General features: G+C 66.4%; 24 protein-coding genes. 11 read left to right on the forward strand and 13 right to left on the reverse strand.

Translation table 11 applies throughout. From position 1 onward, the window contains the following. Positions 1 to 581: 581 nt before the first annotated feature. A complete protein-coding gene (locus WS51_RS32625) occupies positions 582 to 749 on the forward strand; it encodes a hypothetical protein (RefSeq protein WP_167358000.1) in 168 nt (55 codons plus the stop codon). A 39-nt stretch (positions 750 to 788) separates the two neighbouring features. On the opposite strand, the gene WS51_RS22870 is transcribed toward WS51_RS32625, so the two are convergent. Next, positions 789 to 1,679 carry an alpha/beta fold hydrolase gene (locus WS51_RS22870; protein WP_069229812.1) on the reverse strand — a complete coding sequence of 297 codons (891 nt, stop codon included), beginning with the start codon at positions 1,677 to 1,679 and terminating at the stop codon, positions 789 to 791. A gap of 106 nt (positions 1,680 to 1,785) precedes the next feature. Between WS51_RS22870 and WS51_RS22875 the strand changes: the two genes are divergently transcribed. Continuing rightward, a complete protein-coding gene (locus tag WS51_RS22875) occupies positions 1,786 to 2,676 on the forward strand; it encodes a LysR family transcriptional regulator (protein WP_069230032.1) in 891 nt (296 codons plus the stop codon). Positions 2,677 to 2,801: 125 nt separating this feature from the next. On the opposite strand, the gene WS51_RS22880 is transcribed toward WS51_RS22875, so the two are convergent. The 3 genes from WS51_RS22880 to WS51_RS22890 all read right to left on the reverse strand — a co-directional run bounded on the left by WS51_RS22880 (position 2,802) and on the right by WS51_RS22890 (position 5,379). Continuing rightward, a complete protein-coding gene (locus WS51_RS22880; RefSeq protein WP_069229813.1) occupies positions 2,802 to 3,734 on the reverse strand; it encodes a LysR family transcriptional regulator in 933 nt (310 codons plus the stop codon). A 177-nt stretch (positions 3,735 to 3,911) separates the two neighbouring features. Then, positions 3,912 to 4,685 (reverse strand): SDR family oxidoreductase, encoded by a 774-nt coding sequence (locus tag WS51_RS22885; RefSeq protein ID WP_059450952.1) that lies wholly within the window; start codon positions 4,683 to 4,685, stop codon positions 3,912 to 3,914. Between the two features lie 193 nt (positions 4,686 to 4,878). Further along, positions 4,879 to 5,379, reverse strand: coding sequence for a DinB family protein (locus tag WS51_RS22890; protein WP_069229814.1), 501 nt, complete (start codon positions 5,377 to 5,379; stop codon positions 4,879 to 4,881). A 195-nt stretch (positions 5,380 to 5,574) separates the two neighbouring features. Between WS51_RS22890 and WS51_RS22895 the strand changes: the two genes are divergently transcribed. Together WS51_RS22895 and WS51_RS22900 are read left to right on the forward strand one after the other, a co-directional pair. Continuing rightward, entirely contained in the window at positions 5,575 to 6,291 is a 717-nt protein-coding gene (locus WS51_RS22895) for a pseudouridine synthase (protein WP_060296121.1), read from the forward strand. A gap of 105 nt (positions 6,292 to 6,396) precedes the next feature. Beyond that, entirely contained in the window at positions 6,397 to 6,585 is a 189-nt protein-coding gene (locus WS51_RS22900; RefSeq protein WP_059450949.1) for a hypothetical protein, read from the forward strand. Here WS51_RS22900 and WS51_RS22905 read toward each other — a convergent pair. Next, a complete protein-coding gene (locus WS51_RS22905; protein WP_059508169.1) occupies positions 6,568 to 7,602 on the reverse strand; it encodes a Rossmann-fold NAD(P)-binding domain-containing protein in 1,035 nt (344 codons plus the stop codon). The genes WS51_RS22900 and WS51_RS22905 overlap by 18 nt on opposite strands. A gap of 105 nt (positions 7,603 to 7,707) precedes the next feature. On the opposite strand from WS51_RS22905, the gene WS51_RS22910 reads away from it, so the two are divergent. The 3 genes from WS51_RS22910 to WS51_RS22920 all read left to right on the forward strand — a co-directional run bounded on the left by WS51_RS22910 (position 7,708) and on the right by WS51_RS22920 (position 10,687). Continuing rightward, complete coding sequence (locus WS51_RS22910) at positions 7,708 to 8,739, forward strand: CDP-6-deoxy-delta-3,4-glucoseen reductase (protein ID WP_059450947.1); 1,032 nt, start codon at positions 7,708 to 7,710, stop codon at positions 8,737 to 8,739. A 294-nt stretch (positions 8,740 to 9,033) separates the two neighbouring features. After that, positions 9,034 to 10,218 (forward strand): acetylornithine transaminase, encoded by a 1,185-nt coding sequence (locus tag WS51_RS22915; protein WP_069229815.1) that lies wholly within the window; start codon positions 9,034 to 9,036, stop codon positions 10,216 to 10,218. A 13-nt stretch (positions 10,219 to 10,231) separates the two neighbouring features. Next, positions 10,232 to 10,687 (forward strand): GNAT family acetyltransferase, encoded by a 456-nt coding sequence (locus tag WS51_RS22920; RefSeq protein WP_059450945.1) that lies wholly within the window; start codon positions 10,232 to 10,234, stop codon positions 10,685 to 10,687. Between the two features lie 21 nt (positions 10,688 to 10,708). Here the strand turns inward: WS51_RS22920 and WS51_RS22925 are convergent, their stop codons facing one another. The 8 genes from WS51_RS22925 to WS51_RS22960 form a co-directional block, all read right to left on the reverse strand. Next, entirely contained in the window at positions 10,709 to 11,380 is a 672-nt protein-coding gene (locus tag WS51_RS22925) for a DUF2278 family protein (RefSeq protein WP_059945329.1), read from the reverse strand. 358 nt (positions 11,381 to 11,738) lie between these two features. Further along, positions 11,739 to 12,455, reverse strand: a complete 717-nt coding sequence (locus WS51_RS22930) for an ABC transporter ATP-binding protein (protein ID WP_059508166.1) — start codon at positions 12,453 to 12,455, stop codon at positions 11,739 to 11,741. Further along, positions 12,455 to 13,231: an ABC transporter ATP-binding protein gene (locus WS51_RS22935; protein ID WP_011352945.1), complete on the reverse strand. Its 777-nt coding sequence runs from the start codon at positions 13,229 to 13,231 to the stop codon at positions 12,455 to 12,457. The genes WS51_RS22930 and WS51_RS22935 overlap by 1 nt, the downstream gene beginning before the upstream one ends. Positions 13,232 to 13,255: 24 nt before the next feature. Further along, a complete protein-coding gene (locus WS51_RS22940) occupies positions 13,256 to 14,425 on the reverse strand; it encodes an ABC transporter permease subunit (protein WP_059450942.1) in 1,170 nt (389 codons plus the stop codon). A 19-nt stretch (positions 14,426 to 14,444) separates the two neighbouring features. Beyond that, positions 14,445 to 15,395: a branched-chain amino acid ABC transporter permease gene (locus WS51_RS22945; RefSeq protein ID WP_059450941.1), complete on the reverse strand. Its 951-nt coding sequence runs from the start codon at positions 15,393 to 15,395 to the stop codon at positions 14,445 to 14,447. A 211-nt stretch (positions 15,396 to 15,606) separates the two neighbouring features. Further along, positions 15,607 to 16,443: a type 1 periplasmic-binding domain-containing protein gene (locus WS51_RS22950; protein WP_081060584.1), complete on the reverse strand. Its 837-nt coding sequence runs from the start codon at positions 16,441 to 16,443 to the stop codon at positions 15,607 to 15,609. A 270-nt stretch (positions 16,444 to 16,713) separates the two neighbouring features. Continuing rightward, positions 16,714 to 17,694, reverse strand: coding sequence for a 4-hydroxy-3-methylbut-2-enyl diphosphate reductase (gene ispH / locus WS51_RS22955; protein WP_057926066.1), 981 nt, complete (start codon positions 17,692 to 17,694; stop codon positions 16,714 to 16,716). A gap of 2 nt (positions 17,695 to 17,696) precedes the next feature. Further along, complete coding sequence (locus tag WS51_RS22960; RefSeq protein ID WP_059450939.1) at positions 17,697 to 18,152, reverse strand: FKBP-type peptidyl-prolyl cis-trans isomerase; 456 nt, start codon at positions 18,150 to 18,152, stop codon at positions 17,697 to 17,699. 136 nt (positions 18,153 to 18,288) lie between these two features. Here WS51_RS22960 and radC point away from each other — a divergent pair, with 136 nt between their 5' ends. The 4 genes from radC (at position 18,289) to nadB (ending at position 21,472) form a co-directional block, all read left to right on the forward strand. After that, a complete protein-coding gene (gene radC, locus WS51_RS22965) occupies positions 18,289 to 19,068 on the forward strand; it encodes a RadC family protein (protein ID WP_059508219.1) in 780 nt (259 codons plus the stop codon). A 238-nt stretch (positions 19,069 to 19,306) separates the two neighbouring features. Further along, positions 19,307 to 19,540: a 50S ribosomal protein L28 gene (rpmB, locus tag WS51_RS22970; protein ID WP_004186391.1), complete on the forward strand. Its 234-nt coding sequence runs from the start codon at positions 19,307 to 19,309 to the stop codon at positions 19,538 to 19,540. Positions 19,541 to 19,557: 17 nt separating this feature from the next. Further along, positions 19,558 to 19,725 carry a 50S ribosomal protein L33 gene (gene rpmG, locus WS51_RS22975; protein ID WP_006478046.1) on the forward strand — a complete coding sequence of 56 codons (168 nt, stop codon included), beginning with the start codon at positions 19,558 to 19,560 and terminating at the stop codon, positions 19,723 to 19,725. A gap of 160 nt (positions 19,726 to 19,885) precedes the next feature. Then, entirely contained in the window at positions 19,886 to 21,472 is a 1,587-nt protein-coding gene (gene nadB, locus WS51_RS22980) for an L-aspartate oxidase (protein ID WP_059450938.1), read from the forward strand. Positions 21,473 to 21,476 lie beyond the last annotated feature (4 nt).

Raw genomic sequence — 21,476 nt, forward strand, 5'->3', positions numbered from 1 at the left:
GCGGGGCAACTCTCAACGTCGTCGTACGGACCCCATGGCTGAGCAGCCTGTCTCCAACTTTATCTCCAAGAAAATGTGTACTTTGGAGATAGACTTGGAGATAACCACAGCCTTACCAGACAAGGCTTACAGGCCGATACAACCGTCTATCTCCAAATCTCCAAATATTTTTGCTTCCGGCGGCACAGCAACGCTCCGTACGGCACGGGCCTTCGACTGATCGAGCCTACGCCGATACGCCCGTCGGTATCTTCTGAACGACCTCGCCCGAACGGCACACGCAGCAGAGCGATATGAATTCTGCGGCTGCCAGAAGCGCGGGGGGCAACTCTGGGGGCAACTCAGCAACACCCAACAAGCAATGCCCTTACACTACGGTCATCACAGAGAATTATTTCATTCCGGCCCTGGCACCAGTATTTCGCAGCGTCATGCACTGCATCTGTCGAAACCCGCGCAAGCTCGCCGCTTCGCGGGTTTTTTGTTTTTCCCGCGCCGTTTTCCCGTGCGCATCGCGCAGCGCAACACCGACCCTCCGCCAGCGGTCCAAGCATCGGGACACGCAAGCACGGAGGCCGCCCATGTCCACGCGCGTCATTTCGAGCCGGATTGGCCGAGGCATGCTGGTCGCATTGCTGTCGATCATGCTCGGCGGATGCGACCTGCTCCGTCAGCCGCCCGTGCCTGACTGGCCCGGGCCGCATGCGCCCTACCCGTTCCCGGACAACGTTCCGCACCGTGCCGAGTGATCGGTTCGACCGCCCCGCCCCAATGTACGCGCCGCGCGCTCAGCCATGCTCGGAGAACTGCAGGATCGCATCCGCGACCGCTCGCGGTGCCTCGCGCTGCGGAAAATGCCCGACGCCGTCGAGCACGGCGCGCTCGTAGCGGCCGGTAAAGAATCGCTCGCGCCCGGCGGAAGTCTCGGGCCCATTGCAGGCGTCCGCGGCGCCGTGCAGCACCAGCGTCGGAAGCGACAGCACCGGCGCCGGCGTCAGTTTCGCTTCGTCTTCCGCATACGCGGCCCCACCGTCGACGAATCCCCAACGATAACGATACGAATGCAGCACCACGTCGATCCAGTCAGGCCCGTCGAACGCGTCGGCGGCCGCGTCGAAGTCACGTTCGTCGTACCAGCCGGCCGGCGACCATGTGTCCCACATCAGGCGCGCGAACGCGCGGCGATCGTCGCGCAACGCCTGCTCGCCGCGCGGCGTCGCCATATACCAGTGGTACCAGTAGTTGCGCGCCTGCTGCAGCGACAGCGGCTGAGCCGGATCGTTCGTGCCGTACCCGACCGACAGCATCACCAGATGCGACGCCGCCCCGTCGCGCAAGCCACACGCGTTCGCTACCGCGCGGGCGCCCCAGTCGTGCCCGACCAGAACCGGCCGCTCGACGCCGAGCGCGTCGACGAACTCGAGCAGGTCGCGGCCGAGCGCCGCGAGCCGGCCGCTACGCGGGGTCGCCGGATCGCGAAAACGGGTCGGCGCAAAGCCGCGCAATGCCGGCGCCAGCACGCGATAGCCGCGCAGGCTCAGCGTTTGCGCCACGGCTTCCCACCCGGCCGGGCTGTCCGGCCAGCCGTGCAGCAACACGGCCACCCGCTCACCTCGCGGATTCCATTCCAGATACGCGACGTCGAGCGACGCGGTCATCGCATGCCGATAAACAGTCATCGTGCCCTCCTCCAGGTTCAGTCCTGAGATCGATGGTAGATCCCGATCTCATCACGATTCGCGGAGTATCATGATTCATTGTTCGAATATCACGTTGAATGCATCGATGGAACCGCCGACCGATCCCGCGTCGACCGCGCTCGACATCACGCTGCTCCGCACCTTCCTCGAGGTGGTCGATCGCCACGGATTCGCGCCGGCCGCCGAACGTCTCGCGCTGACGCCATCTGCGGTCAGCGGCCACATCAAGCGGCTCGAGCAGGCGGCCGGCACGCTGCTGCTCGCGCGCACCACGCGCCGCGTCGCGCTCACGCCGGCCGGCGACACGCTGTATGCGTACGCACGCAACATCGTCGACATGGAGCGCGAAGTGCGCGCCCGGCTGCGCGGCGCGCCGGCGCACGGCCCGCTGCGCGTCGGCGCGTCGGAGGATTTCGCCGGCACGTGGCTGCTGCCGCAGGTGCTGCGCACGTTCCGCGACAGCCATCCGCGCACGTCGATCGAACTGAAGGTCGGCATCACCGCGTCGCTGCTGCGGGAGCAAGCGCTGGGCCGGCTCGATGTCGTGTTCGGCAAGCAATGCCGGCTGGTCGACACGCCCGGCGAACCGCTGTGGGAGGAACCGCTGGTGTGGGCTTTCGCGGCGGATACGGCCCTCGACGCCGACGGCGGCGTGCCGCTCGCGCTGTTTCCGGAGCCGTGTGTGTATCGGGAAGCCGCGGTGGCCGCGCTCGCCGCCGCGCTGCGGCCGTTTCGCGTGCTGTTCGAAAGCGGCAGCATGGCCGGCTGCGTGTCGGCCGCGCTCGCCGGCTTCGCGGTCACGGCGCTCGCACGCAGCCAGTTGCGCGACGGCCTGCGCGAATGCGGCGTGCAAGACGGACTGCCGACGCTGCCGGCCGCGCGCTTCTACGCATTCGCGTCGAAACCCGGCGGGGCCGGCGCCGCGTTGATCGACGCGGTGCGCGCGACCGGGCGCACGCGCCGGTTCGCCGCCTGAACGCGCGGCGCGATGGCCGCGCGCAGCGGACGTGCCGCGCCTGCCGCGTCGCACCTATGCCGATCGCTCGGAGTCACCGGCCGGCGAATGGCGAACGATTTGAGAGCTGGGAAACGACGCGGCTTTCAGTCGCCGCTGCCGGCCGCGCCGCCGACGTCGTTCAACGCTTCCGCCATCAACTCGCCGAACCAGTCGACGAACGCGTTGAGCCGCCGCGACCGGTGCCGACGATGCGGATACACGGCCGACACGTCCATCGGCGCGGCGCGGTAGCCAGGCATCACCTCGACGAGCGCGCCGCCGTCGAGCAGATGCTGGACATCGAAGCGCGGAATCTGGATCAGGCCCAGCCCGGCGATGCAGCTCGCGATATAGGTCTCCGCGTTGTTCACGATCACGCGGCTCGGCAGCGTCAGCGCGTGCCGGTTGCCGTCCATGCAGTATTCCCACGCGAGTTCGCGCCCCGTCGTCGGCGACGCATAGCCGATCGCCCAGTGCCCGTGCGCGAGCGCATCCGGATGGTCGGGCACGCCGCATTCGCGCAGATAGTCGGGGCTCGCGCAGTTGATCAGCGCGAACCGGCCGAGCGGCCTGACCACGAGGCTGCTGTCCGCGAGCCGCCCGACGCGGATCGCGCAGTCGACACCCTCCTGCACGAGATCGATCGAGCGGTCCGTCGAGCCGAGCGACAGCTGGAGCTTCGGGTAGCGGCGGAACAGCGACGGCAACGCGGGCGCGATCACGCGGCGCGCGATCCGGCTCGGCACGTCGACACTCAGGCGCCCGATCACGTCGCGCTCGCGACGGCGGAACAGGCGATCGAGGTCGTCGGCCTCCGCGAGCAGCCGCCGGCCGCGCTCGAGCAGCAGCGCGCCGTCGGCCGTCAGCTGCACCTGCCGGGTCGTGCGATGCAGCAGCCGCGCGCCGAGCGCGGCCTCCAGTTGCTGGACGGCCGCCGACACCGTCGCGCGCGGCACGTCGAGCGCATGCGCAGCCTTGATGAAGCTGCCCATCTCGGCTACCTGAAGGAAGATTCTGACCTGGTCCAGCTTGTCCATCGGCGGGCGGAAAACGTGGGTTCGAACGATCGTCACCGGCGAGCGCCGCACGTCGCGGCCGGCCCGGCGGCACAAGGAAAACGGGCGCGCGGCGTTGTATCCGCGCACCCGCCCATTGTCCATGCAAACGCGCCATTGCGAGCGCCGCGCGTTCTCGACGACCGTCCGGACAGCGTGTTACTTGGTCGTATAGCCGCCGTTGATCAGGATCGTCTGGCCGGTGATCCACCAGCCGTCGGTCACGAGATGGCGGATGAACGGCACGACGTCCTCGATGTCGGTGAGGCCGGTCTTGCTGAACGGCGAGAGCGCCGCCGCCGTCTTGTGGTATGCGACCGCATCGGCGCCTTCGGCCGGATAGAAGAACGGCGTATCCATCGGGCCCGGCCCGACCGCCGTCACCGAGATGCCGCGCGCGCCGTATTCCTTCGACGCCGCGCGCGTGAAGTGCTCGACCGGTGCCTTCGATCCTTCGTAGGCCGCATAGAACGGCGTGAACGCGCCGAGCAGCGACGTCACGAGCGTGACGAGCTTGCCATGATCCTCGAGGTGCCGCCCCGCTTCCTTGATGAAGAAAAATGCCGACTTGCTGTTCACCGCGAACATTTCGTCGTATTCGGCTTCGGAGATTTCGGTGAACGGCTTCTTCAACACCTTGCCGACGGTATTGATCGCGATGTCGATCTTGCCGAAGCGCTGCTTCGCGTCGCCGAACAGCTTCTCGACCGCGGCGGCCGTCGTCAGGTCGGCCTGGAACGTCGCGGCTTGCGCGCCGGCTGCGCGCACGGCGGCGGCCGTCTCCTCCGCCTGCGCCTGCGATGCCGCGCTGTTGTAGTGGATCGCCACCGCCTTCGCGCCGTGGCCGGCCAGATCCCGGGCGATCAGCCCGCCGAGATTCTTGGCGCCGCCTGCGATCAGGACGACCTTGTCTGCGAGCGTGTGAGTAGCCACGGTTGACTCCTTTTTGCGTTGAATGAAGCTAGGAGTGTAGGCACGCGGCACGCGCCGGTCAGCCGCGCGGGGCTGGATGGATTATCCAGAAAAGCGATCCAATCAGGCCTGGGGAATGGTCGGCTGCCGCACCGACGCGGGCGGCGAAATCTGCTCGAGGCGGCACGTCGCGCCGCCGCTGCATGCGCGCGGATCAGCGTGCGTAAAGCGCCGCGTCGATCTTGCCGAGCAGCCACTGCATGCCGGCCAGATGCTGCTGGTCGTGGCTGCACAGATAATGCAGGAGTCCGCGCACGGTCAGCACGCCATAGCCTTCGAAGTCGCCGGTGCGCGCATATTGCTCGGGCGTCAGGCGCGATACGACGTCGAGCGTCTCGCGCCGCGCGTCGCGAATCGCCGCCAGCACATCGGACGCGTGCGCGTCGTCGTAGCGGCGCTTGATCGCGAGCGCATCGCCATCGACGGACTCGAGCAGCGGATGATTCTCAGCGAGCATCCGCCTCAACCGCACGTGGTAGCCGTCGATCTCGATGTCGCGCACGTGGCAGAGTTGTCCGAGCGGCGAGAAGTGCTCGCTCGGTATGCCCGTCCAGTCGGCGGGGGTCCAGCGCGCATAGCCGTCCGGAACGGCGGCGAAATGGGCTTCGAGCTGGCGGGGAAAATCGGCGAGTGCATCGAGCGTCGTCGGACTCATGCGGCAAACTCCGTGTCGGAAGGAAACGGCGGCAGCCGTTGCACGGACCTGCCGCCGACGTGGCGCAACTTCACGCTGACACCGCCTTTCCGTGAAGCCGGAACGTGCGCCGCGTCGTGCGCGGCGCCCTGCAGCTTACCAGCGCGGACGGGTTCGTGCCGATGCGGGCGCGCCGCTTGATAGAATGCGCGCGCTATGGACCTCGAAAGCATTCTCTATACGCAGGGCTTCGGCTCGCGCCGCCAGTGCCGCGGCCTGATCGAAACGGGCCGCGTCACCGTCGCGGGCGCGCGCGCGACGGACCCCGACGCATCGTTCGACACCGAAGGCCTCGTGTTCACGGTCGACGACACCGCGTGGCCGTTCCACGCCCGCGCGTATCTCGCACTCAACAAGCCGGCGGGCTACGAATGCTCGCGCGAGCCGCAACACCACGCGAGCGTGTTCAGCCTGCTGCCCGCGCCGCTCGTCGCCCGCGGCGTGCAGTGCGTCGGCCGCCTCGACCAGGACACGACGGGCCTGCTGCTGCTGTCCGACGATGGCCAGTTCGTGCACGCATACACGTCGCCGAAGCGCAAAGTGCCGAAGACGTACGTCGCGACCGTGCGCCACCCGCTCGACGACGCCCAACTGAACGCGCTGCGCGCCGGCGTGCAGTTGCACGGCGAGCCGAAGCCGATCGCGGCGGTCGCCGCCGACGCGCGCGACACGCACATGCTCGCGCTGACCGTCCTCGAGGGCAAATATCATCAGGTGAAACGCATGGTCGCCGCGGCCAGCAACCGCGTCGAGGCGCTGCACCGCGAAAGCATCGGCGGTTTCGCGCTGCCGGACGACCTGGCGCCCGGTGCGTGGCGCTGGCTCGGGGAAGACGACCTTTCAGCGCTGCGCAATCCCGTCAAAACCCTGTAAGGGAAAATCCGCACGATCGTTCGGTGCCGGACCGCGTCGCGGCCGCACGATCCCCCGCTATACTGAAATCACAAGCTGTACGAGCAGCGATGCAGGGGAGACATCATGAACATCAACCATTCTTTCGAACTGTCGTACGTGATGATCGCCTTCGCGATCATGGGTGCGATCGTGATCGGCGCCCTGCTGGCCACGATGCACATGAAGCACAAATATCATCCGAACCTGATCGGCGCGCTGATCGGTGCGTTGCTGTGCTTCCTGCTGATCGAGGCGTTACCGGCGCTCACCTGACGCGCCGGGCGGCGCGAGCGTTTGAAGGAATTCGTCTACGGTCGGATAGCGCAACGTCACGCACAATTCGGCCTTGAGCCGCGCGTTGGACAGGCGACGCGACTCGCGCATGAACGACAGGAGCGTCGGCTCGAGCCGATGCTCGGCGTCCACGCGGCTGATCCGCGGGGGCAGCGGCAGGCCGAACGCCTGCGCGACCCGGTCGAAATATTCTCCCATCCGCAGTTCGCTGTCGTCCGACGCGTGCACGGCGCGCGCCGGTTTGCCGCGTACGGCCGCGCGTCGCAGGATCGCCGCGAGGTCGTCCGCATGGATATGGTTCGTGTAGACGTCGTCGGCCGCGTCGAGCGCCGGCGTGCCGCGCTCGAGGCGCGCGAGCGGCAGCCGGTTCGCCGCATAGATGCCGGGAATGCGCACGATGCGCGCGGACAGCACGCCGCGCACCGTCGCCGCGCGCAGCTGACGCTCGGCCGACACGCGCCGGAATGCGCGCTCGTTCGCGGGGCGCAGCGGCTGCGTTTCGGCGATGCGCGCCCCGCCGCAATCGCCGTAGACGCCCGTGGTGCTCGCGTAGACGAGCGTCGGCACGCGAGGGGCGTCGGGTACAATAGCTGCCCGCGCCGGCACGCCGGCCTGTCGGGTCGCGGCACGCAGCGCGCGCAGGCGGCCGACCGACGACACCGGCGGTGCGAAGGGTCGCCGCGCAGGCACGGACAATGCGGCGATCAGTGCGCGGGTGCGGCGATCGTCCCGGCCGTCGGATTGCGGCGGCGCGAGATGCAGGATCGTGCGGGCGAGCCCCGCGATACGTCCGAGCGTCGCGCGGCGATCGAGGTCGCCGACGATCGGCGTTGCGCCTGCCGCGCGCAATTCGTCGCAGCGGCCCGGGTGGCTCGTCAGCGCGACGATGCGCAGGTTGCCGCGGGCGGCGCGCCATTGCGCGACGCAGCGCAGGCCGACGTCGCCGCAGCCGACGATCAGTGCGCGCGGCCGGCGCAGGATTCGAGTCGCGATCATGTTGGTTGCGAAATCAGTAGCCACCGTTGCGCGGCGCGCAACGGGTTTGCATTGTAGCTGCCGTGCCGACATGCACGGTCCCCACATTTTGTTCTATTTGGTTCTATGGCATTCAACGTTACTCTCAAGCAAAGCGGCCGGCAGTTCCAGGTCGAATCGGACGAAACCGTGCTGGCGGCGGCGCTGCGCCAGAACGTCCATCTGCCGTATGGATGCAAGAACGGCGCGTGCGGCTCCTGCAAGGGCCAGATCGTGTCGGGCCAGATCGAACAGGGCCCGCACGCCGCGTCGGCACTGTCCAACGACGAACGCACGCGCGGCCTCGCGCTGCTTTGCTGCTCGAAGGCGCAATGCGACCTCGAGATCGACGTGCGTGAGATCGCCGGCGTCGACGGCGTGCAGGTGAAGAAGCTGCCGTGCCGGATCGCCGCGCTCGAACGCAAGGCGGACGACGTGATGGTCGTGAAGCTGCAGTTGCCCGCCAACGAACGCCTGCAATACCTCGCGGGCCAGTACGTCGAGTTCATCCTGAAGGACGGTTCGCGCCGCAGCTACTCGATGGCGAACGCGCCGCACGAGGAAGGTCCGATCGAGTTGCACATCCGTCACATGCCGGGCGGCAAGTTCACCGACCACGTGTTCGGCGCGATGAAGGAGCGCGACATCCTGCGCTTCGAAGGCCCGCTCGGCACGTTCTTCCTGCGCGAGGAGTCCGACAAGCCGATCGTGCTGCTCGCATCGGGCACCGGCTTCGCACCGATCAAGGCGATCATCGAACACGTGAAGCACACGGGCATCACGCGCCCGATGACGCTCTACTGGGGCGCGCGCCGCAAGAAGGACATCTATCTCGGCGAGCTCGCCGAGCAATGGGCGCGCGAGATTCCGAACTTCAAGTACGTGCCGGTGTTGTCCGAGCCGGACGACGCCGACCAGTGGACGGGCCGCACCGGCTTCGTCCATCGCGCGGTCATCGAGGACCTGCCCGACCTGTCGGGCTACCAGGTATACGCATGCGGTGCGCCGGTGATGGTCGAATCCGCGCAGCGCGACTTCACGCAGCACCACGCGCTGCCCGCAGACGAGTTCTACGCGGACTCGTTTACGAGCGCCGCGGATCTCGCCCATCCGGTCTGAGCACCGGGCGCGCCCGCGTTCGCTGTTGCGCGCCGCCGTGTCACATCCGTGGCATCGCGGCGGTTTACAGTGGGACGCGGGATGCCTTATGCTTGCGCACATGAACCGCTTCCTGTCCGCTCTCCGACGTCGCCGCTCGCCGCTCCGCCCGGATGCCGCCGGCTCGTCACGGACTCGCGCGTAACCCTCCTCCGCTTCACCGGTTACGCACAAGCTGTTCGACCTACCAGCCACGGCCTTCCGTGGCTTTTTTATTGCCCGTTTCCCTTTCAACGCCCGCTGGAGCCTGCTGCCATGCCCATGAACGATTACCCGATCGACTCGCTGATGTACATCACGAACCGCCCCGACATCGTGTTTACGCACGGCAAGGGTTCGTGGCTCTACGATCACACGGGCAAGCGCTATCTGGACTTCATCCAGGGCTGGGCCGTCAACAGCCTCGGCCACTGCAACGACGGCATCGTCGAAGCGCTGAAGACGCAGGCCGAGAAGCTGCTGAACCCGTCGCCCGCGTTCTACAACGAACCGATGGCGAAGCTCGCGGGCCTGCTCACGCAGCACAGCGTGTTCGACAAGGTGTTCTTCACGAACAGCGGCGCGGAAGCGAACGAAGGCGCGATCAAGCTCGCGCGCAAGTGGGGCCGCAAGTTCAAGAACGGCGCGTACGAGATCATCACGTTCGACCACAGCTTCCACGGCCGCACGCTCGCGACGATGTCGGCCAGCGGCAAGCCGGGCTGGGACACGCTCTACGCACCGCAGGTGCCGGGATTCCCGAAAGCCGAGCTGAACGACATCAACTCGGTGGAGAAACTGATCACCGACAAGACCGTCGCGGTGATGCTCGAGCCGATCCAGGGCGAAGGCGGCGTGATTCCGGCAACGCGCGAGTTCATGCAGGCGCTGCGCGCGCTGACGAAGCAGCACGACCTGCTGCTGATCGTCGACGAAGTGCAGAGCGGCTGCGGCCGTGCGGGCACGCTGTTCGCGTATGAGCTGTCCGGCGTCGAACCGGACATCATGACGCTCGCGAAGGGCATCGGCGGCGGCGCACCGCTCGGCGCGCTGCTGTCGAAGGCAGACGTCGCGGTGTTCGAGGCCGGCGACCAGGGCGGCACGTACAACGGCAACCCGCTGATGACGGCAGTCGGCCATTCGGTGATCTCGCAACTCGTCGCGCCCGGTTTCCTCGAAGGCGTGCGTGCGCGTGGCGAATACCTGAAGCGCAGGCTGCTCGAACTGTCGGAGGAGCGCGGCTTCGAGGGGGAGCGCGGCGAAGGGTTGCTGCGCGCGCTGCTGCTCGGCAAGGACATCGGCCCGCAGATCGTCGAGAAGGCGCGCGACATGCAGCCCGACGGCCTGCTGCTGAACGCGGCGCGCCCGAACCTGCTGCGCTTCATGCCCGCGCTGAACGTCACGACCGAGGAAATCGACCAGATGATGGCGATGCTGCGGTCGGTCCTCGACACGCTCTAAGGAGACCGCCGCGATGGACGCCGCCGCCGATGCTGTCGCTATCCGCCCGTTCGAACGCGCCGACACCGATGCCGTGCTCGCGGTCTGGCGCGACGCGTTCCCGCAGTACGACGAGCCCGGCGCGCCGCCGCACCGCGATCCGTTGCGATCGATCGAGCTGAAGCTCGCGACGCAGCCGGAGCTGTTCTTCGTCGCGACCAGCGGCGCGCGGGTCGTCGGCACACTGATGGCGGGTTTCGACGGACATCGCGGCTGGCTCTACTCGTTCGGCGTGTCGAACGATGCACGGCGACTCGGCATCGGCCGCGCGCTGATCGCGCATGCGGAACGCGCGCTCGCCGCGCGCGGCTGCCTGAAAGTCAATCTGCAGGTGCTGCCCGGCAACGACGACGCATGCCGCTTCTATGCGGCACTCGGCTATCGCGTCGAGGAACGCATCTCGTTCGGCAAGACGCTGCCGGCCGCCTGACGCCGCCGGCAGCACCCTCCATCAGCGCGTGATCGGCCCCGCGTCAGGCAGCGGATTGCCGAGCGCATCGGTCGGCACGGCCTGCTGCTCGAACGCCGCGAAATACGCGGCCCACTGCGTGTCGCTCACGCGCACGATCAGCGCGCCGTCCTGCCAGACGTCGTTGTGATCGTTGTGGTCGTCGCCCGCGCGGTGCAGGTAGTTCGGGCCCGTCGAGCCCTGGTTCATGTGCGTGTCGTGGATGCCGTTGCCTTCCGAATACGTGCGGCCGAACACGACGACGTCGAGCCCCTGCGACTGCGCGGCGTTGACGAGCCGCAGCAGCGACGGAATCGGCTCCGCGTTCTCGGTGCCGTCCATCACCGCGCTGGCGCGCCATGCGCCCGTCTCGTTCAGGATGTCGCTGCGCAAATAGTCGAGCGCGGGCAGCGCGGTGTGTCCGGTGAGATCGGTGTAGCCTTCGGCCGCGGCCGCGAGCGTCGCCGTGATCGGATGATGGAAATCGTAGACGAGCTTGTAGTTGAGCAGGTCGTCCGCGTCGTTGGTGCCGACGTTGATCGCGACGTCCCAGTCGCCGGTCGGCAATGCGAGCGTCAGGTGGATGTGATACTGAATTTCGCTGCCGTGCGGCGAGCCCTTCAGCCGCGCCACCGACGTCACCTTCGCCTTCACGAAACCGTAGTCCAGACTCATTCGTGCCCTCCGTGTCCCGATGGATCGACCATGCTACGCAGCCCGCGTGTCGGTTTGCGGACGAGCGGTTGCGGACGGCCGGTTGCGGACGAGCGGTTGCGGACGGCCGGTTGCGGACGGCCGGTTGCGGACGGCCGGTCGCGGACGGCCGGTTGCGGACGGCCGGTTTCGGACGCTCCGCTCCGGGTCCCGCGCCGCATGGTCGGCGTCACCGCCGAATGCATGGAGTCGCATCCGCACGCACAGTTCGTCGCCGCGCGCGCCGCACGAAAAAAAAGCTGCCACGGCATCCCGTGACAGCTTTTCGAAAGCCCTTGCGCGGCACGCCGGCATCCGCCGCCGCGCCGCGCCGGCCCGCTTATTCGCCCAGATACGCGGCCCGCACCTTCGGATCGTCGAGCATCTGCTTCGCGTCGCCTTCCATCGTGACCGTGCCCGAGTCCATCACGTAACCGCGGTCGGCCGCCTGCAGCGCGAGGCGCGCGTTCTGCTCGACCAGCAGCACCGTGATGCCCTCCTTCGAGATCTCGCGCACCACTTCGAAGATCTTCTCGACCATGATCGGCGACAGGCCCATCGACGGCTCGTCGAGCAGCAGCAACTTCGGCTTCGACAGAATCGCGCGCGACATCGCCAGCATCTGCTGCTCGCCGCCCGACAGCGTGCCCGCGAGCTGCGTCGCCCGCTCCTTCAGGCGCGGGAAGAAACCGAACATCCGGTCGACGTCCTTCTTGATCTGCTCCTTGTCGCTGCGCAGGTACGCGCCCATCTGCATGTTCTCGACGATCGACATCCGCGCGAAGATCCCGCGGCCTTCCGGCACCATCGCGAGGCCGCGCTTGAGCAGCTCGTGCGGCGGGATGCCTTTGATCGACTTGCCGTCGTACTCGATGTCGCCCGCCGAGTACGGCTTCAGGCCGGTGATCGCCTTCATCGTCGTGGTCTTGCCGGCACCGTTCGCGCCGATCAGCGTCACGAGTTCGCCCTGACGGACTTCCATGTCAACACCCTTGACGGCCTGAATGCCGCCGTAGTTGACCTGCAAGCCCTTGATTTTCAACATTGCCGCTGCCATCAGTGCACCCCTGCGCCGAGATATGCCTCAATCACCTTCGGATTCTTCTGCACGTCCTGCGGCAGACCCTCGGCGATCACCTTGCCGTAATCGAGCACCGTCATCCGGTTGCACAATCCCATCACGAGCTTCACGTCGTGCTCGATCAGCAGAATCGTGCGGCCGTCCGAGCGGATCTTGTCGAGCAGGCGCGTGAGTTCGACCTTCTCGGTCGCGTTCATCCCGGCCGCCGGCTCGTCGAGCGCGAGCAGCTTCGGGTCGGTCGCAAGCGCCCGGGCGATTTCCAGCCGGCGCTGGTGACCGTACGACAGGTTGCGGGACGTGTAGTCGGCGTACTGCAGCACGCCGACGTATTCGAGCAGCTCGATCGCGCGTTCCTTGATCTCGCGCTCTTCCTGGCGTTCGGCCGGCGTCTGGAACACCGCGCCCAGCAGCCCGTGCTTGGTGCGCACGTGGCGGCCCACCATCACGTTCTCGAGTGCGGTCATCCCGCCGAACAGGCGAATGTTCTGGAACGTGCGCGCGATGCCCGTCTTCGCGACCTGGTGCACCGCGGTCGGCTTGTATTCGGTGCCGTCGAGCTTGAACTCGCCGGAGTCCGGCGTGTACAGGCCCGTGATCACGTTGAAGAATGTCGTCTTGCCGGCGCCGTTCGGGCCGATCAGGCCGTAGATCTCGCCTTCCTTGATCTCGAGGCCGACGTCGGACAGTGCCTGCAAGCCGCCGAAGCGCTTGTTCACGCCTTTGACGGACAGTCGGATTTGCTTGTCGCTCATGTGTGATATCCCCTTGTCCGTTGGTTAAGCGCGCACCGGCTTCTTGCTGTTGCGCTTCGCCAGTTTCGCGATCTTGTCCTCATGCTTCGGCGCCGGCCACAGGCCTTCCGAGCGATACAGCATGATGATCACCATCGCGAGGCCGTACAGCGCCTGACGGATCACTTCGGTATCGACGATGTCATGGCCGAACAGCGCGTGCTGCAGCGGGCTCATCGTCGAGCGCAGGAATTCCGGGAAGATCGCGAGCAGCACCGCGCCGAGGATCACGCCGGGGATGTGGCCCATGCCGCCGAGCACCACGCACGCGAGCACGACGATCGATTCCCAGAACGTGAACGACTCGGGCGACACGAAGCCCTGGAACGCACCGAACATCGCACCCGACAGGCCGCCGAACGACGCGCCCATCGCGAACGCGAGCAGCTTCACGTTACGGGTGTTGATGCCCATCGCCTTCGCGGCGATTTCGTCTTCGCGGATCGCGGCCCATGCACGGCCGATACGCGAGTGCTGCAGGCGCGTACAGACCCAGATCACCAGCAGCGCGCAGAGCACGAACAGGTAGTAGTACATGTACACCGACGGCAGCTGGAAGCCGAAGATCGAATGCGTCTGCGACAGGTTGAAGCCGCCGACGTGCACCGGATCGATGCCCGTGATCCCCTTCGGGCCGTTGGTGATGTTCACCGGACGGTCGAGGTTGTTCATGAAGATCCGGACGATTTCACCGAAGCCGAGCGTCACGATCGCCAGGTAGTCGCCGCGCAGGCGCAGCGTCGGCGCGCCCAGCAGGATCCCGAAGGTCGCCGCGAGCGCCATCGCGATCGGCACGATGATCAGGAACGGGATGTGCAGGCCGTTCGGCGCGAGCGCCGCGATCCACTCGAACTGCGAGGTCAGGTGCGGCGAGCTCAGCAGTGCCGCCGTGTACGCGCCCACCGCGTAGAACGCGATGTAGCCGAGGTCGAGCAGGCCGGCGAAGCCGACCACCACGTTCAGGCCGAGCGCGAGCATCACGTACAGCATCGCGAAGTCGAGCACGCGGACCCAGTAGTTGCCGCCCGCCGAGCCGATGATGATCGGCGCCGCGATCACGAACGCCGCGGTCAGGATGCCGATGATGACCGTCTTGGTCGTGTTGCGCTCTTCGACGAGCGACGTCGAGGATTCGATCGGTTGAATGGATGTCATGTTGTTTGCTCCCCTTCCGTTACGCGCGGTCCGCGACACGTTCGCCCAGCAGGCCCGACGGACGGAACACCAGCACGATGATCAGCACGATGAATGCGAACACGTCCTGGTAGTTACTGCCGAATACGCCGCCCGTGAGGTTGCCGATGTAGCCCGCGCCGAGCTGCTCGATCAGGCCGAGCACCACGCCGCCGACCATCGCGCCGCCGAGGTTGCCGATCCCGCCGAGCACCGCCGCCGTGAACGCCTTCATGCCGGGGATGAAGCCCATGTAGAAGTGCACGTTGCCGTATTCGGACGCGATCATCACGCCGGCCAGCGCGGCGAGCGCGGAGCCGATCATGAACGTCGCCGAAATCACGAAGTTCGGGTTCACGCCCATCAGGCTCGCGGTGTTCGGGCTTTCGGCGATCGCACGCATTGCGCGGCCGAGCTTGGTCTTGTGCACGAGCAGCAGGAGGCCGGCCATCACGATGAACGCCACCGCGATGATCACGATTTCAGTCACCGAGATCACGGCGCCGGGCGTCGTGTCGGTCGCCTTGATCACGTTGATCGGATCGGTCGGCAGCAGTTGCGGGAACGGCAGCGGGTTGCGCGACCAGATGATCATCGCGGCCGTCTGCAGCAGGATCGACACGCCGATCGCGGTGATCAGCGGGGCGAGACGCGGCGCGCGGCGCAGCGGCCGGTACGCGACCCGCTCGATCGTATAGCCCACGCACGCGCAGACGACCGCCGCGATGCCAAGGCCGATCGTCAGCGTCGCGACGTTGCCGAGTTCGGGGAAATGGTTCTGCAGCACGGTGATCGCCGACAGGGCGACCATCGCGCCGATCATCAGCACGTCGCCGTGCGCGAAGTTGATGATGCCGAGAATGCCGTACACCATCGTGTAACCCAACGCGATGATGGCGTACACACTGCCGAGCACCAGCCCGTTGAGGATCTGCTGGATGAAAATATCCATTTAAAGCTCCTTGGCCCATGCTGCCGGAGGACGTTGCGCCCCGCGGGTAAGCGAGGAATCGCGCCTTCTCGGCGACACTGCGGGTACTAGTCGATACCGGTAAGGGTGGATCGTCCCGGCGCGCGCCGCCCGGCCTGTACGGCCGGACCTGCCGCCGGAGCGGATACAGAAACGGCACCGCACTGTTCCGGTGCCATCGTGAGTCCCGTCGCTAAATCGTCACGACATCGAGGACGGTGTACTTGGCCTCCTTGAAGTCGTAGGGCAGCGTGCCGCAACGGCCGGTGTCCGGTTTCCCGAACGCCATGCCTTTTTCCGTCCGGGCCGGGGCGAACCCCGCCTCCGGGCAGATCAGGTTCCGCGCCGCGTCGCCCGCGGGCTCGACCACCTTGGCGGCGCACATGCCGTTGTCGCCAAGGGTTTGTGCTCCGATGCCGGACGCCGTCGCCTGCGCGGCAAGCGGGCCGTGCGTCGCCACCCGCGCGGCGCCCGAACCGGCATCGTGCAGGCTGCGCCCGACTTTCGTCAGGACTGCATCGGAATCATCGAAACGAAGCAGGCCGCCCGCCGCGACGCGATGGGTCGCGGCGATACGCTGTTTCGTCGAATCGAAATGAAGGGTCGCCGACATCTGCACGTCGCCTGCGTTGCCCCGAAATCCGGGCGTCCGTCGCTCGGCGCGCCCCGTCATTGCCGCATCACGTTGCGCGGCTCGCTGCCGGGCAATCGGCGTGCCCGTCGCCCGGTCGATGGCAGCGCCGCCGACATGTGCTGCGTGCCGTGCGGAATGCATGCCGATCTTCGAGCCCTGCGCGTTGAATTCCTCGATCGCCAAACGTGCCCCGTTGTCCTTGTCACAGTCCCATTGCGCAATGCGGCACACCGACGGCGCCGCACGACCGGTTCCGGCAGCACGCATGTCGCTGACTGCCGGTACCGCGCGTGCCGCAGCGTCCCTGCCCGCCTCGTCGTCGCTCTTTTTGCTGCAGCCGGCAAGCATTGCAACCGGTGCGGCGACGGACATGGCGTAAGCCAACTTCACATGCATCGAGTAGGTCTCCCGCGCCTTGCCAAAACCCGATTTCAAAGCCATTCCGGCCTGAAAACGGGCGCATTGTAACTCCATTTATAGGACGCCAATAATCCTGATTCGATGGGGTTTTCCTGCATTGCAACCAATTTTGAGAAACGGCTGGGCGCATCGATAGCAACCCGGTTGCACCATTGATGTGAACAATGGTTGCGATGTCATTTTCGCAGCGCAAAAAAAAGCGCGCCAAGCGGCGCGCTTCGGAGTACCTCGGGTGCGATGCGGCAATCAGGCGGCAGGCGGCAAGTTCAGCCCGCGCGGCAGCGGAAACGACACGTTTTCCTCGATGCCGTCGAGGGCGCGGACGTTGCGCACGCCGAGCTCACGCAGCCGCGCGATCACGGCCTGGGCGAGCACTTCCGGCGCCGATGCGCCGGCCGTCACGCCGATGCGGCGCTTGCCGGCGACCCATGCCGGATCGATCTGCTCGGGCGCATCGACCATGTATGCGGCCACGCCGCGCTTCTCCGCCACTTCGCGCAGACGGCTCGAGTTCGAGCTGTTCGGGCTGCCGACGACGATCACGACGTCGCACTGCGGCGCCATGAACTTCACCGCGTCCTGGCGGTTTTGCGTCGCGTAGCAGATGTCCTGCTTCTTCGGTTCGCGAATCTTCGGATACTTCGCCTTCAGCGCGCCGATGATCTCGGCCGCGTCGTCGACGGACAGCGTCGTCTGCGTGACGAGCGCGATGCGCTCGGGATCGGCGAGCTCGAGCTTCTGCACGTCCTCGACGCTTTCGACGAGATGCATGCCGCGCTCGACCTGCCCCATCGTGCCTTCGACTTCCGGGTGGCCCTTGTGGCCGATCATCACGATGTCGACGCCGTCCTGGCGCATCTTCGCCACTTCGACGTGCACCTTCGTGACGAGCGGGCAGGTTGCGTCGTAAATGCGCAACCCGCGCACGTCGGCCTCGTCGCGCACGGCCTTTGACACGCCGTGCGCACTGAAGATCACGGTGTTGCCGGCCGGCACTTCCTCGAGTTCCTCGACGAAGATCGCGCCTTTCTTCTTCAGGTCCTCGACCACGTACTTGTTGTGGACGATCTCGTGGCGCACGTAGATCGGCGCCCCGTGCATCGCGATTGCGCGCTCGACGATCTCGATCGCGCGATCGACGCCCGCGCAGAAGCCACGCGGCTGGGCCAGCAAGATTTCGGCATCGGCGGCGACGGTCTGCCCGGACAGCGTATCGGTGGTGCTCATGATTACAGGATTCCGATGATTTTCACTTCGAACGTGAGCGCTTGGCCCGCGAGCGGATGATTGAAGTCGAACAGCGCCGAGGTTTCGCTGACTTCCTTCAGCACCCCTGCATAGCGGCCGCCGTCCGGCGCGTTGAACTCGATCAGGTCGCCCGGCGTGAAATCCTCGCCGACCATCCCGTTCTCGCGCAGCGTCGACAACGTCACGCGCTGGAGCATGTCGGGATTGCGGGGACCGAACCCTTGCTCGGGCGTTAGCTGATAAGTCGAATGGTCACCCACCTTGAGCCCGATCAGAATCTGTTCCAGCGAGGGCGCCAGTTGGCCGGCGCCGAGCAGCAGCGTGGCGGGCTTGTCGGAGAAGGTGTTGACGATGTCGGCGCCGTCGGCCAGTGCAAGCCGGTAATGCAGCGTCACGTGGGAACCGGGCTTCACTTCGGATAGATCGATGATGCTCATGAATGACTCGTGTTCGTCGGCGCCCGAACTGGCCGAAAGGCCCGGCGCAAAGCCAATATTGTAAGTCACCTGAGCGCGCAAGGCTGAAAGTGCGACGACATCGCGCTCATGCCCGCCGCCAATGGAGTTCTGGATCATGCTGTCCCCCTGTCCCGCCGCCGCGGCGACCGAATGTCGCGACACGGCCGATACAACGGTTGCCGCGGCCCGCCGCATCGACGCAGCCGGGCCGTCGCGCAAGCGCCGCCCGCGAAACTGGAAATCCCATCTGCCGCGCGAGCGGTTGCTGGAGCGCGGCCCGGCCGCGCTCACCGACGCCGAACTCGTCGCGTTGCTGCTCGGCACGGGCGGCGGCGGCCACGACGTGTTCGCCAGCGCCCGCGCGCTGCTCGCACGTTTCGGCGATTCGCTGCGCGACATGCTCGACGCGCAGCCCGACGCGTTCGCCATGCATCCGGGCATCGGCCCCGCCCGCTCGGCGGTGCTGATCGCGGTGACCGAGATCGTGCGGCGCGCGCTGGCCGAGAAAGCCCGCAAGCGAATGCAGATCGGCTCGCCAGGCGCGGTCGAGGATTATCTGCGGCTCAGGATCGGCACACGGGCGCACGAGGTTTTCGTCACGCTGTACCTGGATGCCCGTCACGGCCTGATCGACGTGGAAGAGAGCGCGCGCGGCTCGCTGACGCGGATGGTCGTCTACCCGCGCGAAATCGTGCGGCGCGCGCTCATGCTCAATGCCGCGGCGCTGATCATCGCGCACAATCATCCGTCCGGCGCGGTGCAGCCGAGCGCGGAGGATCGCCGCCTGACACGCATGCTGCACGAAGCGCTTACGCTCGTCGACGCGAAGCTGCTCGATCACGTCGTCGTCGGCAGCGACGATACATTTTCGTTCGCACGCGCCGGTTGGCTGTAGACTGTGGCCCGGCGACCCACCCCGGGTGCGCCGCAACGACGAGGCGAAATTGGGTTTGATTTTTCTGAACTTTTTCTGCTAGAATCGTCGTCTGTCTTTTTTCCAACCAGTTCTAGCCATCGAAGGGCCTTGTCTGTACAGGCTTTGGCGTTCTGAGTGCGGCCATGGATCACGTGGCGGCACGATGGAACCTTCATCGGCGATCGAACCCCGAATTTAGCGTATTAGGAGTGCTCTCATGGCACGCGTATGCCAAGTAACTGGGAAAGCGCCGATGAGCGGCAACAACGTTTCCCACGCAAACAACAAGACGAAGCGCCGCTTCCTGCCGAACCTGCAAAACCGCCGGTTCTGGGTGGAGAGCGAAAACCGCTGGGTGCGCCTGCGCGTCTCGAACGCCGGCCTGCGCCTGATCGACAAGAACGGCATCGATTCCGTGCTCGCTGACCTGCGCGCACGCGGCGAAGCCTAAGCCCAAGGAGCACAATCATGGCAAAAGGCGCACGCGACAAGATCAAGCTCGAGTCGACCGCTGGTACGGGTCACTTCTACACGACCACGAAGAACAAGCGCAACATGCCGGAAAAGATGGCGATCAAGAAGTTCGATCCCGTCGTCCGCAAGCATGTGGAATACAAAGAAACCAAGATCAAGTAATCTCCGGTTTCTGCAAGCCTGACGGCGACCGAAAAGCCCCGCACATGCGGGGCTTTTTGTTTTGCGCGCACGCACGGGCCCGACGCGGTATGCTCTCCCCTTTCCGCGGCCACGGCCGACGGAACGCACAAGAACCAAAGCGTAACGATGGAGATGCAGCATGAAATTCGACGTGGCGATCGTCGGCAGCGGCCTGGCAGGGCTGTCGGTCGCACTGAACCTGGCCAGCACGCGACGTGTCGCGCTGATCGCGAAACGTTCGATGATGGAGGGGGCAAGCGATTACGCGCAAGGCGGCATCGCGGCCGTCCTCGATTCGGCGGACAGCATCGAGAACCACGTCGGTGACACGCTGGTCGCCGGCGGCGGGCTGTGCGACGAAGGCGCGACGCGCTACATCGTCGAGCATGGGCGCGAAGCGATCGAATGGCTGATCTCGCAGGGCGTGCCGTTCACGAAGGACGACGCGGCCGAGCTCGGTTTCCATCTGACGCGCGAAGGCGGCCACAGTCACCGCCGCATCATCCACGCGGCCGACGCGACCGGCCATGCGGTGCTCGCGACGCTGTCCGACCGCGCGCGCCAGCATCCGAACATCACGTTCTTCGAAAACCATCATGCGATCGACTTGATCACGTCGGACCGGCTCGGACTGCCCGGCCGCCGCTGCCACGGCCTGTATGCGCTCGACGTCGACAACGACCGCACGATCACGATCGAGGCGCCGCACACGGTGCTCGCGACCGGCGGCGCCGGCAAGGTCTACCTCTACACGACCAATCCCGACACCGCGACCGGTGACGGCATCGCGATGGCATGGCGCGCGGGGTGCCGCGTGTCGAACATGGAATTCATCCAGTTCCATCCGACCTGCCTGTTCCATCCGTACGCGAAATCGTTCCTGATTTCGGAAGCCGTGCGCGGCGAAGGCGGCCTGCTGAAACTGCCGGACGGCACGCGCTTCATGCCCGCGCACGACCCGCGCGCGGAACTCGCGCCCCGCGACATCGTCGCGCGCGCGATCGACTTCGAAATCAAGAAGCACGGGATCGACTGCGTATATCTCGACATCAGCCACCAGCCAGAAGCATTCCTGCGTGAGCACTTCCCGACGATCCACGCGCGCTGCCTCGAATTCGGCATCGACATCGCGAAGCAGCCGATCCCGGTCGTGCCGGCCGCGCACTACACGTGCGGCGGCGTCGTCACCGACCTCGCGGGGCGCACCGACCTCGCGGGACTGTATGCGGTCGGCGAAACGTCGTACACGGGGCTGCACGGCGCGAACCGGCTCGCGAGCAACTCGCTGCTCGAATGCCTCGTGATCGGCCGTGCGGCGGCCGAGGCAATCGAGGCGGCCGGCTTCGACGCAGAAACGCCGGGCACGCTACCCGCATGGGACGAAAGCCGTGTGTCGGATGCGGACGAGGAAGTCGTCGTCGCGCACAACTGGGACGAACTGCGCCGGCTGATGTGGAACTACGTCGGCATCGTGCGTACCGACAAGCGTCTCGAGCGCGCGAAGCACCGGTTGTCGCTGCTGCGCGACGAGATCCACGAGTACTACGCGAACTTCCGCGTGACGCGCGACCTGCTCGAACTGCGCAACCTCGTCGACGTCGCGACGCTGATCGTGAAGAGCGCGTACTCGCGCCGCGAAAGCCGCGGGCTGCACTACAGCCGCGACTGGCCGCACACGCTGCCGAAGGCGCTGCCGAGCGTGCTCACGCCCCGCTCGCGCCGCTGAGCGG

The organism is Burkholderia territorii (assembly GCF_001718335.1).
Lineage (GTDB): Bacteria > Pseudomonadota > Gammaproteobacteria > Burkholderiales > Burkholderiaceae > Burkholderia > Burkholderia territorii.

Bases quoted from the DNA above. Each gene is read 5' to 3' on its own strand.
- WS51_RS32625 (WP_167358000.1), top strand. From the start codon at position 582: ATGTCCACGCGCGTCATTTCGAGCCGGATTGGCCGAGGCATGCTGGTC.
- WS51_RS22870 (WP_069229812.1), bottom strand. From the start codon at position 1,679: ATGACTGTTTATCGGCATGCGATGACCGCGTCGCTCGACGTCGCGTAT.
- WS51_RS22875 (WP_069230032.1), top strand. From the start codon at position 1,786: ATGGAACCGCCGACCGATCCCGCGTCGACCGCGCTCGACATCACGCTG.
- WS51_RS22880 (WP_069229813.1), bottom strand. From the start codon at position 3,734: ATGGACAAGCTGGACCAGGTCAGAATCTTCCTTCAGGTAGCCGAGATG.
- WS51_RS22890 (WP_069229814.1), bottom strand. From the start codon at position 5,379: ATGAGTCCGACGACGCTCGATGCACTCGCCGATTTTCCCCGCCAGCTC.
- WS51_RS22895 (WP_060296121.1), top strand. From the start codon at position 5,575: ATGGACCTCGAAAGCATTCTCTATACGCAGGGCTTCGGCTCGCGCCGC.
- WS51_RS22900 (WP_059450949.1), top strand. From the start codon at position 6,397: ATGAACATCAACCATTCTTTCGAACTGTCGTACGTGATGATCGCCTTC.
- WS51_RS22905 (WP_059508169.1), bottom strand. From the start codon at position 7,602: ATGATCGCGACTCGAATCCTGCGCCGGCCGCGCGCACTGATCGTCGGC.
- WS51_RS22910 (WP_059450947.1), top strand. From the start codon at position 7,708: ATGGCATTCAACGTTACTCTCAAGCAAAGCGGCCGGCAGTTCCAGGTC.
- WS51_RS22915 (WP_069229815.1), top strand. From the start codon at position 9,034: ATGCCCATGAACGATTACCCGATCGACTCGCTGATGTACATCACGAAC.
- WS51_RS22920 (WP_059450945.1), top strand. From the start codon at position 10,232: ATGGACGCCGCCGCCGATGCTGTCGCTATCCGCCCGTTCGAACGCGCC.
- WS51_RS22925 (WP_059945329.1), bottom strand. From the start codon at position 11,380: ATGAGTCTGGACTACGGTTTCGTGAAGGCGAAGGTGACGTCGGTGGCG.
- WS51_RS22930 (WP_059508166.1), bottom strand. From the start codon at position 12,455: ATGGCAGCGGCAATGTTGAAAATCAAGGGCTTGCAGGTCAACTACGGC.
- WS51_RS22935 (WP_011352945.1), bottom strand. From the start codon at position 13,231: ATGAGCGACAAGCAAATCCGACTGTCCGTCAAAGGCGTGAACAAGCGC.
- WS51_RS22940 (WP_059450942.1), bottom strand. From the start codon at position 14,425: ATGACATCCATTCAACCGATCGAATCCTCGACGTCGCTCGTCGAAGAG.
- WS51_RS22945 (WP_059450941.1), bottom strand. From the start codon at position 15,395: ATGGATATTTTCATCCAGCAGATCCTCAACGGGCTGGTGCTCGGCAGT.
- WS51_RS22950 (WP_081060584.1), bottom strand. From the start codon at position 16,443: ATGCATGTGAAGTTGGCTTACGCCATGTCCGTCGCCGCACCGGTTGCA.
- ispH (WP_057926066.1), bottom strand. From the start codon at position 17,694: ATGAGCACCACCGATACGCTGTCCGGGCAGACCGTCGCCGCCGATGCC.
- WS51_RS22960 (WP_059450939.1), bottom strand. From the start codon at position 18,152: ATGAGCATCATCGATCTATCCGAAGTGAAGCCCGGTTCCCACGTGACG.
- radC (WP_059508219.1), top strand. From the start codon at position 18,289: ATGCTGTCCCCCTGTCCCGCCGCCGCGGCGACCGAATGTCGCGACACG.
- rpmB (WP_004186391.1), top strand. From the start codon at position 19,307: ATGGCACGCGTATGCCAAGTAACTGGGAAAGCGCCGATGAGCGGCAAC.
- rpmG (WP_006478046.1), top strand. From the start codon at position 19,558: ATGGCAAAAGGCGCACGCGACAAGATCAAGCTCGAGTCGACCGCTGGT.
- nadB (WP_059450938.1), top strand. From the start codon at position 19,886: ATGAAATTCGACGTGGCGATCGTCGGCAGCGGCCTGGCAGGGCTGTCG.